This window comes from Anabaena sp. PCC 7938 (genome assembly GCF_049315035.1).
Lineage (GTDB): Bacteria > Cyanobacteriota > Cyanobacteriia > Cyanobacteriales > Nostocaceae > Anabaena > Anabaena cylindrica.
The window spans coordinates 142,823-159,517 of record NZ_CP186034.1 but is presented as its reverse complement, the minus strand read 5'-3'; the positions used below and the strand labels follow the sequence as shown (position 1 = coordinate 159,517).

The following is a 16,695-nucleotide window of genomic DNA, read 5'->3' as shown; positions in this document are numbered from 1 at the left end:
AAAAACTAATCCATGTCTAAAGGTTTTACCAATCCACGCGATCGCGCTTTATTTGCCATTTGTCTCTATACCAGGTGTCGGGTGTCGGAAGCCCTGGGACTTCAGACGTTAGCGGACATAATGATTTGGGGACTTTGCAGCGTTATCTGGAGGTATCCCCAGAACAACGCCGCAAGGCAACTTCTGTTATTGGGTTTTAGATTAGATTTATTTTATTGTTAGAACAGGTACAGGCAGAAAATGTAATATTGCAGCGTGGCGTAAGCCATAATTGTTAGCATTTTTGGATAGGCTATTAATTGGAAAATACATCATGAATATTCAAGTCAAACCAGAAACTCAGGAATTGATACAGGCTTATAATGTCGCAATATAGCGAGGTTTCCTAAAATCGTGCGTAGTTATGGAAATATGGATTCTGTATTATAGCCTTTCCCACTCTAGTAAGATACAAAATTACCCCTCCCCAACCCTCCCCTTACCAACTACCGTGTACACACAAGTGATCTGATTACCCAAAACAAGCCCTGGCGATTATAAATCACGGCTACACAAACAAAGTCCACCTGCGTGGACTAAGAAACAATACTAGTTTTCAACCCACGGAGGTGGTGAGACCATTCCCTACGGCGGGAGACCCGCCGTAGGGAACTGGCGAATCCGAAGGAGTTTTGCCTGTGTAGTTGCGGTTTCTAACCGCCGATTTAATCTTAAATAGGACTTGTGTGTACACCGTAGCCCTTACCAAGGGGAGGGTGCGCGACAGCGCGGGTGGGGTGTATTTCATGAGCTTGGGAATTGCCATAAGGGGTATTCCTATTGATGGATATATTATTTTTTATCGGGTGTTTGAAAATAGTATTGTCATTGTGCGGGTTGTTAGTTGAGAGGCCCCGGCGACAAACTCCTATAACAATAAGTAAAGATATGTTTATCCAATAGTTAATAAAAAATATTTTAATTATCCTTCTTTCGTCACTTTCGGCAACGCAAAATTTAAAACCTTGATTTAACGAAAGTAGCAATGAGAGGAATAGGAGTCTCTGGCGGGTGATAACTTGGGTTATCAATTAATTTATCAATAGTTAATCTTAGATTAACCTGTTGACAAAAAGGTTCTTTTTTTTGTACAAAGCCTCCATTTTTACAAAAAAATCTGATAGATTATCGGTATTGAGTTTTACATTGTCAGTCTCACCTTTGAGAATTTCATAACCTCGATTCCCTATCATTAATTTAGTTGTTGCATATGGATATCTTGTTTGTTCGTGGTGAAGAAAGTAAAAACATCATCGGATGTTATGGCGATATCGAAGGAATTGCAGCAGTTGTTGTTACAGTATTTCAAGACAATAGTAAGTATGAAATTATTGATTCTGTGTTCCGTCGTCGTCTTGGATTGAAGCCAACTGCTGATGATTTGCTAGGACTGGCTGACATCCATAAAGTTAAATATATTATCGGCAATAAGCTTGTAGAAAATGTTTACCGTGGTGGAACATTAGAAAAAAATTATGAGTTTCCTGTCGAGATTCAATGGGAAATCAACGAAATTAATGTTGAGAAACTGCTATTTTTAACCGAATGTTATCTCAATGAAGGTAGGTTAAATTTATCTGCTGATGTCGAAGATGTAATAGAAAAAGAATTACGGTCTTTCGATCTACAACAATACCGAGATTATGGTCGAGCTAAACACAGGCTATTTGCATTCTTCCATGCGATCTCTGCTGCGCGTCCATCCACTCCTACCTGGGCAAATTCTTAAGAGAACCTAACTGTACCCCAGCCAACGTGTCAATGCATTGAACTTTAATATATGGACTGCAAGCATTAGAGAGGTTTGAAGGATAATGTTGCCGAAGTGAATTGGAAGCATAAGCAAGTCATTCCGGCAACATTATCCTTCCACCGACACTAGCACAGTTTCCAGACTATCTTGTCGGGTAAGGAGGCACACGTCGCCGTGTCCCCCTCCCCAAAGAACGGCTCGTGATAGTTTCCCCTCAAGCCGCTCAAGCATCCAGTTATTCAGAGAGTTTTTCGATGATGCAGATGACGGTGGCAAGATGTATGTAGATGAACAAGATTATCTACGGTATCCGTACCTCCCTCTGCAACACTCAGAAGATGATGTGTATTCAGTGTTTCTCCATTGAACAGGTGTTCGTGGCAGACTGGACAACGCCAATTTTGGTTCACTGCTACTTTGTAGAGCTTAGATCCCTTTTCCCAATAGGTCTTGCCATACCGGGTTTGACGTTGTTCCCAGTAGTGTTTTAACTCTGGGTCATCAGGAGATGCAGCGCCTTTGACCTTAACGTGCCGTTCAATATTGATACCCGGCAGATATACTAGAGAAATGGTAGTCCATTCTCCCCGTCGGTCTTTTACCGTTGCTGCAAAGTTCCATTTTCTACCATTGATAGTTTTGAAGTATCGATTGGCGACCCATCGCTTACCTTTATTCGGATGTCTACGCAGTGACCACTTCCAGAGAGCTTTCCAGATTTCGTGGTCTACGTAACTGAATACTTGTGTACTGACACTATGTTTGTAGTAGTTGCCCCAGCCTCTAAGAATAGGGTTGAGGTGGTAGATAACCATTTCAGGAGTGGCTTGCTTATTAGCTTTTAGCCAATCCCGTATGCCTTTGAGAAAGTCTTTGACTTTTTCTTTCTGTGGCATAATGTAGCAACTGCCGTGGAACTTTCGGACATGGAAACCCAAAAAATTAAACCCTTGTTCCACAGGAACAATGTTGGTTTTGTCAGAATTTAGTTCCAAGCCTCTAACATGAAGGAAATCTACAACCTTGGGAACAATTGCTTCAATATCTTCCTTAGTTTCAGCCGTAATTAGGAAATCATCGGCGTATAGCATCATGACAACCTCTACCACAGCGAAAGCCATAGGAATTTGACTCAAAGCGGGCTTCCCAACTTGGTTCTAAGGCATTTTTGATAACTGCTTGTGCCACTCGGTCTACCAGACAGGGAATTCCTAATGGTCTAAGTTTTCCCCCTGACTTGGGAATGTAAACCCGTTTAACCGGGTGTGTTTGCCATATTCTGTATTCTTGCATCTGGTTGACCAGTGCTACCCTAGCTTCTGAGGTGAGGGCTATCTGACCATCTATGCCAGCAGTCCGTTTGCCGTCATTTTCTTGGGTAACTCGTCGCACCGCTAGTAGCAGGTTTGAATAGCTCCTTAACATCAGTTTCATCAGGCTTCTGACCCGATTCCATTGGCATCTCTGAGTAGCCCGATAAATTCTTTGTCTCAGGTTTGTTACCCGTCGTTTGATTTATCGCCAATTAATGGTTGACCAATCTAACAACGTTTCCGAAGTTCCGATGTCATTGCTGACTCTATCTTTCACCTTGGTTTATTCCGTTACTTTGGTTTATCGGTGGATACCTGTTGGAAGTCTGCTGCCTTTCGGCATAGAGTAATCTTGACTCTTATCTCCCGCATTACCAGGAGCATTTGCTTTCTCCAACTTCCTTTACCCTCTGGATATTATTGATGTCTTCCTCGCGGTTGACCTACTCAGGTTATCGACTCCCCTGAGAATCCATAGGGCTTACCGTGTTCTGTGTATTTGACATTCGACCGTTTTGGGTTCTATCTATACTCCGATGAGCGTTTGTTCCTTCGTTGCTGTCTAGGACACTCCAGCAACCTGCTCATTTACCTTTTGGTTGAAGTGTATCAGCCTGATTTCACTTCTCTGTCATCACGAAGTTTAAGATAGTTCACTAGCGTTAACCCTTGACGGTCTTCCCCTTGCTTGCTTTACCAATTTAGGCTCTCAGTAAGTAAGCTTTCATACCTTGCATTCCACTGATTTCATTACTTACTATCAGTGTAGGTGGGGTCAATGACCCTTTTACGTGGGGACAGAGAGAAGGACTTCTCTGGAGAGGACAGCCTCTCGGTCTTATAGCGCGGATGCGCCTAATACACAACTTTCACGTCGCACGCCCCTCATGACAGCTTGGCTAAATTGTAGTCCTGCTACCCGACCACAATCTAGCTAGGTGGAGAAGGGTAATAATGCGATTTGGAAGCCTGATTTTAATTGGGGACAGTTGCTTCCTGCGGTGATGTTATTGGAGGAATTGAAGATTTCGCAGTTGTTTAATGCTGATGTGGAGTTGCAGAAATTGCGATCGCTGGCTGTGGAACATAAGCAGGTGATTAAAAACTACCTGGGGGTTTCTATTTGTTTGTCTACTGTCAGCCCGTTTTTGAGGTGAATAAAGAAGCTTATCCTGGTTTTGAGCATTTTGGTCATCTTGAACAAATAACCCGCCCATATCGTTACGCAGGGGCTTGATAAAGCGATAACCAGCCGGGGTATCATGTTGGCTGAAACTCCGTAGGCACTCAATTAGATTATCTGGGCGAATAGCGCAACCATGATGGTTGCCACAGACAGGACAAGGATTGCGTTTGGTGGTGTATTGACGTTTCATGGCAGCGCACTCAAAACCAGGTGAGTAGCTGGAATAGATATCAACAGATCATATTGATGAAGAACTATATAGTTTGGGTAATCATAATGAAATATAAGTCTATTTTTATTGATACTTGGGGATGGTTAGCTTTAGGACATCGTAGAGATAATTATCATCAATCCGTCAAAGAAGTTTATTATCAATAAAAACAACAAAAGACTTCGATATATACCAGTGATTATGTTTTATATGAATTAATTTCTTTATTATTTAAAAGAGAAAACTTTCAAGAGGCTACAACTTTTATTGAAGGTATCATGCAATCCGCCGAATTAGGTAATTTGCAAATTGAACAGGTGACAACTGATAAATTTAAACTAGCTTATGAATTAAGAAAAAAATTAAACGATAAACCTTATATATCATTTAAGAAGCCACTAAAGGCAACATTAATGGCATCAACTGCATTTTATCTATACTTCTCCAAATTCCATCTAATACTTGTCAGTTAAGAAGAAAATGGAAAGAAAAAAGCATCTCTTAAGTATGATTAAAGTTCTATCATCAGTATGAGGGAATACTTGAAAAACTTCATCACCCTAAAAGAATGATTTTTTAAACCAAGTTCTTCATCAAGAGGTCTACAATGACAACTACAAACGGAAAAAACAAAATTCGTTACGCCGTTGTGGGTTTAGGTTGGTTTGCTCAAGAAGCAGCTTTACCGGCCTTTACTTCTGCCGATAACTCTGAATTAGTGGCTCTAGTTTCCGATGACCCCACAAAACGTGAAGAACTCAGTAAAAAGTATGGGATTCAGCATACTTATTCTTATGATGAGTATGAAGACTGTCTAACAAGCGGTGATATTGATGCTGTTTATATTGCATTACCCAATCACCTACATTGTGATTATACTGTGCGGGCAGCTAATCAAGCCATTCATGTACTTTGTGAAAAGCCAATGGCTGTAACAGAAAAAGAATGCGAAGCCATGATGAAAGCTGCTAATGACAATGGTGTCAAGTTAATGATTGCTTATCGCTTACATCTAGAACAGGCAAACTTACAAGCAGTAGAAATAGTGCGTTCTCATCAAATTGGTGAACCAAGACTTTTCAACTCTGTATTCTCTCAACAAGTAGAACAGGGAAACATCCGTTTACGAGAGATTACAGGAGGAGGAACAATCTATGATATTGGTATTTACTGCATTAATGCCGCACGCTATCTATTTCAAGATGAACCAACGGAAGTGTTTGCTGTAGCTGCTACCAAGGGAGAACAACGTTTCAGTGAAGTGGAAGAAATGACCAGTGTTATCCTGCGTTTTCCCAATGAACGACTAGCAACATTTACCTGTAGCTTTGGCGCAGCCAAAGTTTCTAATTACCAGGTTGTAGGCACTAAAGGCGACATCCGAGTAGAATCTGCTTACACTTGGCAGGGAGAAATTAAGCATTATCTGACTATTGATGGTGAAACTCAAGAACGTACCTTTGAGAGCCATGATCAACTAGCGGCTGAATTCTCCTATTTCTCAGATTGTATTCTCCAAAATAAAGACCCAGAGCCGTCCGGAATCGAAGGATTGAATGATGTTCGCATAATTGTGGCGCTCTACCAATCTATTGAAACAGGTCAGCCGATGAAAGTAGAAACTCTGAAGCGTGAACAACGTCCAACATCGGCTCAAACTATTGAGCGTCCTGCTACTGAAGAAAAACCAGAGCTAATTCATGCCGCTTCACCTGCTGGTAATTGATAAATTACCCTATATTCAAATACATTTCCATCATCTTCAATTAGAAACTACACAAAGCAGCGGAGGCAATGGTTATGAACCAGCCAAACAAAGTTGAAAAGGTGGTGACGATTAACAAACCGGCGGAAGAACTCTACCGCTTTTGGCATAAATTTGAGAATTTGCCGCGTTTTATGAAACATCTCAAAGATGTGAAGGTATACGACGATAGGCGATCGCACTGGGTTACCCGTGGGCCATTAGACAGCAGCATTGAATGGGATGCAGTCATCATCGAAGACCGGGAAAACGAATTGATTTCTTGGGCTTCGGTTCAAGGAGCAGATGTTGATAACTCTGGTTCTGTAAGCTTCCAGCCAGCACCCGGCAATCGCGGTACTGAGGTCAAAGTCGTGACCCAATATAATCCCCCTGGTGGAGCAATTGGAGATGCTGTAGCCAAACTCTTTGGTGAAGAACCAAAACAGCAACTTGGAGATGATCTGCATCGCTTCAAAATGATCGCCGAAGCTGGCGAAATTGCCACCATAGAAGGTCAACCAAAAGGTAATGGGTAGGAAGGGGAGCAGGGGAGCAGGGGAGATTATAGCAATTCCCAAGCTCATGAAATACACCCCACCCGCGCTGTCGCGCACCCTCCCCTTACTAAGCTACGGTGTACACACAAGTGGTTGCCTCATAGGTTTCAGGTTTTTTAGCCCCTGAAATGCCTGATATTTTGCGAAACTCAAACCTCCATCTCTCTATAAAATTGGGATTTGGAGTAGCAAAACCAAGTGTTAAATATGATTTCAAGACTTCTGTGTACACTGTAGCCCTTACTAAGGGGAGGGTTGGGGAGGGGTAATTTTGTATCTAACTAGAGTGGGAAAGGCTATATCTTCCCAATTACCAATCACCAATCACCAATCACCAATCACCAAAAATTATTATGAAAGCTATTTGTTGGCATGGTACTAATGATGTGCGCTTAGAAAGCGTACCCGATCCAAAAATCATTAATCCGCGTGATGCTATTGTTAAAATCACGACAACGGCGATTTGTGGTTCTGACCTGCATCTTTATAACGGCTACATCCCCACGATGGAAAAGGGCGATATCCTGGGTCATGAATTTATGGGGGAGGTAGTTGAACTAGGTAGCGCGGTCAAAAATATCAAAGTAGGCGATAGGGTGGTTGTACCATTTCCGATTTCCTGTGGTAACTGTTTCTTCTGCCAAAGGGATTTATGGTCACTGTGCGATAACTCTAACCCGAATGCCTGGATGGCAGAAAAAATTATGGGTCATTCCCCATCTGGTATTTTCGGTTACTCTCATATGCTGGGGGGCTATGCTGGTGGTCAAGCTGAATATGCCCGTGTTCCCTTTGCCGATGTTGGTTTGTTGAAGATTCCTGATGGACTGACAGACGAACAAGTTGTATTTTTGACAGATATCTTCCCCACTGGCTATATGGCAGCGGAAAACTGTGAGATTCAGCCTGGTGATATTGTTGCTATTTGGGGTTGTGGACCGGTTGGGCAATTCGCTATTCGTAGTGCTTATATGTTGGGTGCTGAACGGGTGATTGCGATTGATCGTGTTCCTGAACGTCTACAAATGGCGAAAGACGGTAACGCTGAAATCCTCAACTTTGAAGAACTTGATGTTGGTGAAGCTCTCAAAGAAATGACAGGGGGGCGCGGTCCTGATGCGGTGATGGACGCAGTGGGAATGGAAGCTCATGGTATGGGTCTAGAAGGTCTGTATGACAAGGCCAAACAAGCAGTGCGTTTAGAAACAGACCGCCCCCATGTGCTGCGGCAAGCAATTGTGGCTTGTCGTAAAGGTGGTACTGTGTCAATTCCTGGTGTTTATGGTGGCTTTGTAGATAAGATACCGATGGGTGCTGCTATGAACAAGGGCCTGACATTCAAAATGGGACAAACTCATGTTCATAGATATCTGCGATCGCTATTGGAACATATTCAAAATGGTGATATTGACCCTTCTTTTGTCATCACCCATCGTCTACCGCTAGAGCAAGCACCCCACGGCTATGAGATTTTCAAGCACAAGCAGGATAACTGTATTAAAGTTGTTCTCAAGCCATAAGCTCATGGTGAAGCTTGTGTGGGTTCGCGCATAAGATGAAATTTGAACAACGAAGTTATAAGGGTTTGGGGCAAAGTAATTCGCGCATAAAGTGAAATCGCTTGTGGAATAAGGCTTTTCCCCAGAAAATCAATTTGCAGATCAAGTGAAATTTCCGCTCAAAACTCCAGTACACCAGCCAGAACTATAATTTGGGGCATTTTGAACATAAATAGGGTTTGCTGAAAAAGTCATTCCAAGACAAGAGAAGAATTGACTAAATAGTCAGACAAAGGAAAATATAAGTTTTTGTTGTGTGCGAGAAGCCAAAACATAACTTGTATTAATAAAATTGACGAAAAAAGATGTTGTTTGGAAAAATTGCCATAAAAACACAGAAAAAACCCGTGAAAGTCGGGTAGAAAGATTCATAACTAAAAAAGTAATAGCAATAGAAGTTAAAGAAGTATGAGGAAGTTTAGCCATGACTCTACCCAAGCTAAATCTTCTTTTACCTTGTCCAAACTTTCCCTCAATACAATTACGAATTCTCTCGTCATAAGCAGCTTGCTTCTTTTTTTCTTTACTGACATTTTTAGGTGGTCTTCCTAAAGGAGGTCCACTGATTCTAATTCCTCTTTCTTTACACCAATCTCGGTTCTCCCTTGTCCGATAAATTTTATCCACATGAACTGATTCAGGATAATACCCGGTATAAGTTTTGTAGGCTTCTACCTGTGATTTTAAGTCTCCTGATTCGTTAAAATTGTCCCAACTAATATGGTCTAGAAATACATATCCATCATAGCAACTGGCTGATAATTTGGCTCCAAATTCCACTGGTTTACCCGCTTTTCCTCTGATAATCGGACGGATATGCGGTTGGCTGAGACTGACTATTCGGTCTTCTATACTTTGTTTTTTATTTTCATATAACCAAAGTTGTTGGCGATAAATTTCTCCTACTACCAGTAACATCTTATATTGTCTATTACTCAGGTTTAAAAGTGAGGCACCTACATCTATTAACTGCTGAATATGAGATAAATTTCTTTTGATATATTGCAGTTGACTTTTTATAGCTTTTCTTCTTTCTTTAATGGTTACTTTTCTTTTTTTTGCTACTAATAAATAATTCTTTCTCGCTATATTCCTGTATGTTCTCGGTTTGTTTATGGTTTTTACATTTAGGGAGTTATATAAAATATCTATAATTGTTTCTGTGTGCTTTCTAGCTTGATTTAATAATCCTAAGTCTGTGGGATAACTGATATCTGCTGGCGCACAACTGGCATCTAATATTAATTTTCCCCGATTGTTCATCTCACTTTTTAAATCCTCGGTTTCTGACTTTTTTTCTTTTTCTGCCTCCTCGTTTATTTCTAATCCTTGTTTGACAATTTCTCTATTCAATTTATTGACTAAGTTTATATCTATTCTTTCTCTAAAGTGAACTAACATCGAAGGGTCAAATGGTGGTTTATTACTATAAGCTGACATTCCTATAAAGTATTGTAGATAGGGATTCTCCCTAATCTGTTCTACTGTTTCCCTATCACTTATCCCTAACTTTTCTTTGATTATTAATGCCCCTAATGCCATTCTAAATGTTTTCGCTGGTGCGCCTATTTCTTCTGAGAATATAGCTGCATATTCTGCTTCAAACTCTGACCACGGTATCATGTTTGCCATGATTACCCATCGGTTATCTGACGCTAGTTTTCCCCCAAAGGGTAGTTCAAAGTTTTCTGGGGGCGTTTCTTGTTTTTGCGCTCTTCGATACATCTTGATGCACCTTGATGCAAGGGTTTTTACTTATCTTATACCTTTTCCTTGCACCTTTTTCTCCTTTTTGCCCCTTAATCTCTTAATTTATCTAGGTTTTAGGGTTATTCAGCAAGCCCTAAATCCCACATTCCGCAGATGTGACTCAGATTATTGATATTTTTGAAAAATTCCAGCCAGGAAAATTTTATCTACCTAATTTTTCTGGCTGAATTTAACTTTATTTGCCAAAAGATAGAGCTTATTAAGTAAGTTAATTTCACAAGTTTTTAAAATAGATTCTCTCTCTCAATTAAAGTAGTCATTTTCGGTAAAATAAACATGACAATTAAAGCCAAGAATATTTCCGTCTTCGCTAAAAACTTCTATTTACTACTTTTACCCTTGAACTTTCTACATCTTTTAGGTCAAATAAACCACATCAAGTAATTAGATAATATTTACTACAACTCTTTCCTAAATATCTGACAATCTTTTCACGTTCCTCCGTTAAATTGCTCATTTGTTTCTGTCCATTTATGATTACCAAATGTACAGCCTGAAACATCTGAAATACCCACCTCATTGTCGGTTTATTTGTGATTTTCTTAACTTGATTTCTAATCCCATCATCAAATTTAGCTAATTCTTGCCTTAATTTTCTTTGGGCAAGGTTATAGACTAACAAACACAATCCCATTATCATTGCTATTGCTTCTACTCTTTCCGGGGTTTTGACAAATACGCTTGATGTAAAAAACAATGGGTCTTTTAAAAATCTAAATCCTCTTTCGTTAGATTGTTGAGCTTTGTATTCTTCTAATACTTTCTCATCACTCAATTCATTTCTATCTAATACATTCGTTGCTAATATAAATCTCCCTGCGTTAATTTTTTCAGTTTCTATTACTTCTTCTCTTGTTTCTATTTGACCTTTTATTTGATATTTTATTTGACTTGGTTCGGTCAATTTACTTGGTCTACCTGCTGTTTTATATTCTAGTTTCTCTATGTATTCAATTTCTTTTATTTGGTGATATTTCCAGGATTTTGATAGCTTTTCTATTACTATTTTTGCATCTGGCTGACAGGCGAACTCTTGTCTGGATAGTTTGCTGAGTGCGGCTTTTGCTTTTGCTTCCTGTTTTTTGACTTGTTTTTCTACTTGTTGGATACTTGATTTTTTTCTGATTTCACTTTCTACGATTATCCATCTTTGTTTTATGCCTGCATATTCTGATTCTTTGGCTGCTATTTTATAGCCTGATATTTGACTATCTTTCCATTCTGCTTCTTTTATATCTACAATTTTATTTTTTGCTTCTTTGATACTTAGTGGTACTCTTGTTATCCATTTCAGTTCTCTCATTGCTGCTAAGTTTTCTGCTGTATATAAGGCACTGTCTGCTACACTTATGCCCTCAAATGTCCATTGTTTTTTAAATTCTTTTAATCTTTCTACAAATACACTTTTATCATCTACGTTTCCTGAGTCTACTTTTAAATATAATGGGATGTCTCCATCTCCTGTTACTATCATGTCTATGATAAATTGTTTCAAGTCTGGTCTTTTATCTCTTGAATATCCGTGGACTATTTCTATTGCTTTCATCTCCGGTTCTATTTCTAATTTATTCTCTTCTGTTTCTTGCTTTATTTCGTCTATTTCTTTGATTTCTTTTTTGTACTCTCCTTCTACACTCATTGATGTCCCATCTAAATGAATACTATCCATTTCTACTTGGAATTTATGGGCTGCTTTTATGGCTACTGCTGTAAATATCTTGGTTGTTCCTATTTGATGATATTTGTCTAGTTCTCTTCCTAGTTTGTCGTCATTTAAATGCTCTGGTAATACTCCTTCTCCTATTAAATATTCTGTTGCTTTTCCTACAAAAAATTCCCCAAATAGATATAATGGGGCGCTTAAAAACCCTAATCCATTCAATATCATCGCTTTTACTACTTGTCCTGGTGTTAGGGTTTCTTTTGTTTTTATTCCCACTATTTTATTCACTTCTTCTACCAATTCCATCTCGTCTATTATTCCTGCTACTATTCCTAAATGGTCTATATCTAGGGTTTGTATGGCAACTTGAGACTCTTTCACGGTTTTTCCCTTCTCTATTTGACGCTTTTTATTTTAACAAATAAAAGCCTGAAATCCTTGCTAGACAATCTTTTCAGGCTTTTCTTTCTCTAAATTTTTAATTCCTAAATTTGCTTTAACATCTGCGGAATGTGGGCTAAATATTAATTCCTGTGAATATGCACAGTAGCAAGGCTTTTCTCTAATGAGAACAAGTATGCACACAGATTAACTTGGTGAAAAGTGGCTGTTTGTGCTTGCCCTGTGCGAAAATCGAAACCACATCGGCAACGAGCGACTGCGGGTCTACACCACTGAATATTTTTTTGACAACCAGGGCATTGTGTCATCAGTACACATTTATGTAGAGAACAAGCTGTGACTAAATCCCAATCCCAAATTTTGCGGCAATAAACAGATTCGATTAAACAATAAGGACATAGTTTTCTAGCATAATTAGAAATGGTGTATTGCCGAGAATTAACATCCCCACCTAATTGATGAGGAAGAGAAGCCATTAACCGGATCTGTTCATCCTTGACTTGAATAAGTTGACTAAGCTTTGAAGGCTGATCAAGATTGTTGCCAAGCGGAATTCTGCGATTGATATGTAGACCAGCTAGTTGCAAAATCCAATTGGGTGATGAATAATAATTACTTTCATTTAGCCGAATAAGATAACCAGCTAGACTTTCATCTTGATAGGGACTTGGAGTTCGTAGCAGCATTTGAGTAGGCATATTTTCTTCAAGAGCGCCAACTTCTAACCCACATTCCGCAGATGTTAAAGCAAATTTAGGAATTAAAAATTTAGAGAAAGAAAAGCCTGAAAAGATTGTCTAGCAAGGATTTCAGGCTTTTATTTGTTAAAATAAAAAGCGTCAAATAGAGAAGGGAAAAACCGTGAAAGAGTCTCAAGTTGCCATACAAACCCTAGATATAGACCATTTAGGAATAGTAGCAGGAATAATAGACGAGATGGAATTGGTAGAAGAAGTGAATAAAATAGTGGGAATAAAAACAAAAGAAACCCTAACACCAGGACAAGTAGTAAAAGCGATGATATTGAATGGATTAGGGTTTTTAAGCGCCCCATTATATCTATTTGGGGAATTTTTTGTAGGAAAAGCAACAGAATATTTAATAGGAGAAGGAGTATTACCAGAGCATTTAAATGACGACAAACTAGGAAGAGAACTAGACAAATATCATCAAATAGGAACAACCAAGATATTTACAGCAGTAGCCATAAAAGCAGCCCATAAATTCCAAGTAGAAATGGATAGTATTCATTTAGATGGGACATCAATGAGTGTAGAAGGAGAGTACAAAAAGAAATCAAAGAAATAGACGAAATAAAGCAAGAAACAGAAGAGAATAAATTAGAAATAGAACCGGAGATGAAAGCAATAGAAATAGTCCACGGATATTCAAGAGATAAAAGACCAGACTTGAAACAATTTATCATAGACATGATAGTAACAGGAGATGGAGACATCCCATTATATTTAAAAGTAGACTCAGGAAACGTAGATGATAAAAGTGTATTTGTAGAAAGATTAAAAGAATTTAAAAAACAATGGACATTTGAGGGCATAAGTGTAGCAGACAGTGCCTTATATACAGCAGAAAACTTAGCAGCAATGAGAGAACTGAAATGGATAACAAGAGTACCACTAAGTATCAAAGAAGCAAAAAATAAAATTGTAGATATAAAAGAAGCAGAATGGAAAGATAGTCAAATATCAGGCTATAAAATAGCAGCCAAAGAATCAGAATATGCAGGCATAAAACAAAGATGGATAATCGTAGAAAGTGAAATCAGAAAAAAATCAAGTATCCAACAAGTAGAAAAACAAGTCAAAAAACAGGAAGCAAAAGCAAAAGCCGCACTCAGCAAACTATCCAGACAAGAGTTCGCCTGTCAGCCAGATGCAAAAATAGTAATAGAAAAGCTATCAAAATCCTGGAAATATCACCAAATAAAAGAAATTGAATACATAGAGAAACTAGAATATAAAACAGCAGGTAGACCAAGTAAATTGACCGAACCAAGTCAAATAAAATATCAAATAAAAGGTCAAATAGAAACAAGAGAAGAAGTAATAGAAACTGAAAAAAATTAACGCAGGAGATTTATATTAGCAACGAATGTATTAGATAGAAATGAATTGAGTGATGAGAAAGTATTAGAAGAATACAAAGCTCAACAATCTAACGAAAGAGGATTTAGATTTTTAAAAGACCCATTGTTTTTTACATCAAGCGTATTTGTCAAAACCCCGGAAAGAGTAGAAGCAATAGCAATGATAATGGGATTGTGTTTGTTAGTCTATAACCTTGCCCAAAGAAAATTAAGGCAAGAATTAGCTAAATTTGATGATGGGATTAGAAATCAAGTTAAGAAAATCACAAATAAACCGACAATGAGGTGGGTATTTCAGATGTTTCAGGCTGTACATTTGGTAATCATAAATGGACAGAAACAAATGAGCAATTTAACGGAGGAACGTGAAAAGATTGTCAGATATTTAGGAAAGAGTTGTAGTAAATATTATCTAATTACTTGATGTGGTTTATTTGACCTAAAAGATGTAGAAAGTTCAAGGGTAAAAGTAGTAAATAGAAGTTTTTAGCGAAGACGGAAATATTCTTGGCTTTAATTGTCATGTTTATTTTACCGAAAATGACTACTTTAATTGAGAGAGAGAATCTATTTTAAAAACTTGTGAAATTAACTTACTTAATAAGCTCTATCTTTTGGCAAATAAAGTTAAATTCAGCCAGAAAAATTAGGTAGATAAAATTTTCCTGGCTGGAATTTTTCAAAAATATCAATAATCTGAGTCACATCTGCGGAATGTGGGTTCTAAATCTACAGTCGGAAGATTAACTGGCTCAATCTCAAAATTATCAGTAATAAAAGGATTAATCTTTCCAGGTTTATCAGCCTGAACAAACTTCTCAAAAGCCATTGCTAAAATATTTAAGTCCAGTTTTTCTTGATTTTTATTAAGAGCTAAATAAGTGCCATACCGAACTAGCTTCATCACATGAGCAATAATTCCATCTGAGGCATAGTAAAGCCTTCTTGCTGTATATACTTCAGAAAGATTTGACGCTTCATATAGAGGTAGCTTTGACTCTAACAAATGTAAAAAAGTCCGAAATTATGCACCACAATCTGTCTGCCATAAAAAAGACGAGAGATAATGACGATTGGCAAAACGGCGACTGAGTTGAGAATGAGATTTAAGTTTAAGAACTTCCTCAGCTTCGGGTAAGCCAATTAAAATAATGGGCAAATTTGTATCGATAATTAAAGTTTTTAACCAATCAGAAACTGTTTTGAGAACTCTTTCTGAATCTCGGTCAATGAAGTGTTGGAATTCATCGAGAATAATTAATTCAACCTGGCAATCTTTAAGCAGACCAATTAAACGAATTGTTTGGTTGCCAATTGTACCTTTATCATAAGCAGGGTCGCCAAGTGTCCATAACAATTTTTATTGGCGGGAAACCCTTTAATTTTTGTTATTTTACCACATTCTAATTCTTCTTCACTCCATTGTAATAATTCAATACGTTTATATTTTTCTTTGCCAAAAGTATCATCAACTAAACGATTATCCTTTAAAGGACAATAATAAATTTTATCTAGACTATCAATATAAAGCATCAGATTGTGTACCGCATACCATGTATCCATTAAAACGGTATCAAATGGTAAAAGCTTATGATACACAAGGTTTTACAGCATTTCTTTAACATGGTCTATCTTGGTTTTACCATCTGCATCAGGATTAAAAATGCGGTAATCTACTACCCAAAATTTTTGAAGTTTAGGATTCACATATACACAGATGACAACACCAATTCCTTTGATTACACCATGTTCGTTACCACTATATTGTCTCCTGACTATTTCAATTTCTTCAGAATACCTTTTATCTAAAACACTATCATCAAATATAATGTAACCGTTATCATCAGTCATGATTACATCTTTAACATTATCCCAAAGTAAACGAGGTGTTAATTTTTCTTTTTTTAAATAGTAGTTAATTTTATCATGACTAATATTTTCTAAATGCTCTGCCAAATTAGTAATAGTATAGTTGATTTGGCTACTTAGCAAATATTGGCAATAATCTAATTTAGTAAATTTCATATTAAATCAGAATTGATAATTCATGGTATTGATTATTCTAACATTTCAGGAATAATAGTATTTTTATTATTTATGATGTTTGCCACTAAAAATCTATTTTAATAATTGCAAAATTCCCTTTTTACTGGAGTTTGGTTTTTTTAACCCTAGTTGTTGAGGGGGCGCGGAACCGCCGCGCCGAGACTCATTTTGCCAGTTGCGTCACTTATTTCAGTACAAAAATACTATGATATAGCGATCGCCTGTGCCAGTTGCGTAAGTCCTGGTAGTATTCGACAAAAATCAAGACGAGCTGCGATGAATGATCAATACATGGTTTCTGTGTTAGCAGCATCCATAGCAAACTATTCTCCTCTACTGTAATTC

The 16,695-nt window shown here is 38.0% G+C and carries 13 protein-coding genes and 2 pseudogenes; 6 read left to right on the top strand and 9 right to left on the bottom strand.

Annotation, left to right across the window (positions count from 1 at the left end; all coding sequences use genetic code 11):
* The first annotated feature begins 1,249 nt into the window (after nucleotides 1–1,249).
* Entirely contained in the window at nucleotides 1,250–1,768 is a 519-nt protein-coding gene (locus ACOWPH_RS00785) for a hypothetical protein (RefSeq protein WP_015213523.1), read from the top strand.
* A 263-nt stretch (nucleotides 1,769–2,031) separates the two neighbouring features.
* On the opposite strand, the gene ACOWPH_RS00780 is transcribed toward ACOWPH_RS00785, so the two are convergent.
* The 3 genes from ACOWPH_RS00780 to ACOWPH_RS00770 form a co-directional block, all read right to left on the bottom strand.
* Nucleotides 2,032–2,913, bottom strand: coding sequence for a group II intron reverse transcriptase (locus ACOWPH_RS00780; RefSeq protein ID WP_422665656.1), 882 nt, complete (start codon nucleotides 2,911–2,913; stop codon nucleotides 2,032–2,034).
* Nucleotides 2,867–3,274 (bottom strand): reverse transcriptase N-terminal domain-containing protein, encoded by a 408-nt coding sequence (locus ACOWPH_RS00775; RefSeq protein WP_244887753.1) that lies wholly within the window; start codon nucleotides 3,272–3,274, stop codon nucleotides 2,867–2,869. The genes ACOWPH_RS00780 and ACOWPH_RS00775 overlap by 47 nt, the downstream gene beginning before the upstream one ends.
* 838 nt (nucleotides 3,275–4,112) lie before the next feature.
* A complete protein-coding gene (locus ACOWPH_RS00770) occupies nucleotides 4,113–4,481 on the bottom strand; it encodes a hypothetical protein (RefSeq protein ID WP_015213522.1) in 369 nt (122 codons plus the stop codon).
* 628 nt (nucleotides 4,482–5,109) lie between these two features.
* On the opposite strand from ACOWPH_RS00770, the gene ACOWPH_RS00765 reads away from it, so the two are divergent.
* The 3 genes from ACOWPH_RS00765 to ACOWPH_RS00755 all read left to right on the top strand — a co-directional run bounded on the left by ACOWPH_RS00765 (nucleotide 5,110) and on the right by ACOWPH_RS00755 (nucleotide 8,326).
* Nucleotides 5,110–6,228 (top strand): Gfo/Idh/MocA family protein, encoded by a 1,119-nt coding sequence (locus tag ACOWPH_RS00765; protein ID WP_015213520.1) that lies wholly within the window; start codon nucleotides 5,110–5,112, stop codon nucleotides 6,226–6,228.
* Nucleotides 6,229–6,302: 74 nt separating this feature from the next.
* Nucleotides 6,303–6,785: an SRPBCC family protein gene (locus ACOWPH_RS00760; protein WP_015213518.1), complete on the top strand. Its 483-nt coding sequence runs from the start codon at nucleotides 6,303–6,305 to the stop codon at nucleotides 6,783–6,785.
* Between the two features lie 374 nt (nucleotides 6,786–7,159).
* Nucleotides 7,160–8,326, top strand: coding sequence for a zinc-dependent alcohol dehydrogenase (locus ACOWPH_RS00755; protein ID WP_015213517.1), 1,167 nt, complete (start codon nucleotides 7,160–7,162; stop codon nucleotides 8,324–8,326).
* A 264-nt stretch (nucleotides 8,327–8,590) separates the two neighbouring features.
* Here the strand turns inward: ACOWPH_RS00755 and ACOWPH_RS00750 are convergent, their stop codons facing one another.
* The 3 genes from ACOWPH_RS00750 to ACOWPH_RS00740 form a co-directional block, all read right to left on the bottom strand.
* Nucleotides 8,591–10,090, bottom strand: coding sequence for an IS5 family transposase (locus ACOWPH_RS00750; RefSeq protein ID WP_085930359.1), 1,500 nt, complete (start codon nucleotides 10,088–10,090; stop codon nucleotides 8,591–8,593).
* A 421-nt stretch (nucleotides 10,091–10,511) separates the two neighbouring features.
* Nucleotides 10,512–12,179, bottom strand: a complete 1,668-nt coding sequence (locus ACOWPH_RS00745) for an IS1634 family transposase (protein WP_015213515.1) — start codon at nucleotides 12,177–12,179, stop codon at nucleotides 10,512–10,514.
* Between the two features lie 143 nt (nucleotides 12,180–12,322).
* Nucleotides 12,323–12,898, bottom strand: coding sequence for a TniQ family protein (locus ACOWPH_RS00740; RefSeq protein WP_015213516.1), 576 nt, complete (start codon nucleotides 12,896–12,898; stop codon nucleotides 12,323–12,325).
* Nucleotides 12,899–13,061: 163 nt separating this feature from the next.
* Between ACOWPH_RS00740 and ACOWPH_RS00735 the strand changes: the two are divergent.
* Nucleotides 13,062–14,728 (top strand): annotated as a pseudogene (locus tag ACOWPH_RS00735) (IS1634 family transposase).
* A 264-nt stretch (nucleotides 14,729–14,992) separates the two neighbouring features.
* On the opposite strand, the gene ACOWPH_RS00730 reads toward ACOWPH_RS00735, so the two are convergent.
* The 3 genes and pseudogenes from ACOWPH_RS00730 to ACOWPH_RS00720 all read right to left on the bottom strand — a co-directional run.
* The gene (locus ACOWPH_RS00730) at nucleotides 14,993–15,310 is read right to left on the bottom strand and encodes a hypothetical protein (RefSeq protein ID WP_242043058.1); all 318 of its coding nucleotides are present in this window, start codon (nucleotides 15,308–15,310) and stop codon (nucleotides 14,993–14,995) included.
* 18 nt (nucleotides 15,311–15,328) lie between these two features.
* The gene (locus ACOWPH_RS00725; RefSeq protein WP_052334510.1) at nucleotides 15,329–15,661 is read right to left on the bottom strand and encodes a TniB family NTP-binding protein; all 333 of its coding nucleotides are present in this window, start codon (nucleotides 15,659–15,661) and stop codon (nucleotides 15,329–15,331) included.
* An 11-nt stretch (nucleotides 15,662–15,672) separates the two neighbouring features.
* A pseudogene (locus ACOWPH_RS00720) lies at nucleotides 15,673–16,329 on the bottom strand (IS701 family transposase); the annotation flags it as partial.
* A 189-nt stretch (nucleotides 16,330–16,518) separates the two neighbouring features.
* Here ACOWPH_RS00720 and ACOWPH_RS00715 point away from each other — a divergent pair.
* Nucleotides 16,519–16,692 (top strand): hypothetical protein, encoded by a 174-nt coding sequence (locus ACOWPH_RS00715; protein WP_190645364.1) that lies wholly within the window; start codon nucleotides 16,519–16,521, stop codon nucleotides 16,690–16,692.
* Nucleotides 16,693–16,695: the final 3 nt, after the last annotated feature.

What these genes read in the sequence shown, in the direction of transcription:
- ACOWPH_RS00785 (WP_015213523.1), top strand. Translation starts at nt 1,250, where the DNA reads ATGGATATCTTGTTTGTTCGTGGTGAAGAAAGTAAAAACATCATCGGA.
- ACOWPH_RS00780 (WP_422665656.1), bottom strand. Translation starts at nt 2,913, where the DNA reads ATGGCTTTCGCTGTGGTAGAGGTTGTCATGATGCTATACGCCGATGAT.
- ACOWPH_RS00770 (WP_015213522.1), bottom strand. Translation starts at nt 4,481, where the DNA reads ATGAAACGTCAATACACCACCAAACGCAATCCTTGTCCTGTCTGTGGC.
- ACOWPH_RS00765 (WP_015213520.1), top strand. Translation starts at nt 5,110, where the DNA reads ATGACAACTACAAACGGAAAAAACAAAATTCGTTACGCCGTTGTGGGT.
- ACOWPH_RS00760 (WP_015213518.1), top strand. Translation starts at nt 6,303, where the DNA reads ATGAACCAGCCAAACAAAGTTGAAAAGGTGGTGACGATTAACAAACCG.
- ACOWPH_RS00755 (WP_015213517.1), top strand. Translation starts at nt 7,160, where the DNA reads ATGAAAGCTATTTGTTGGCATGGTACTAATGATGTGCGCTTAGAAAGC.
- ACOWPH_RS00750 (WP_085930359.1), bottom strand. Translation starts at nt 10,090, where the DNA reads ATGTATCGAAGAGCGCAAAAACAAGAAACGCCCCCAGAAAACTTTGAA.
- ACOWPH_RS00740 (WP_015213516.1), bottom strand. Translation starts at nt 12,898, where the DNA reads ATGCCTACTCAAATGCTGCTACGAACTCCAAGTCCCTATCAAGATGAA.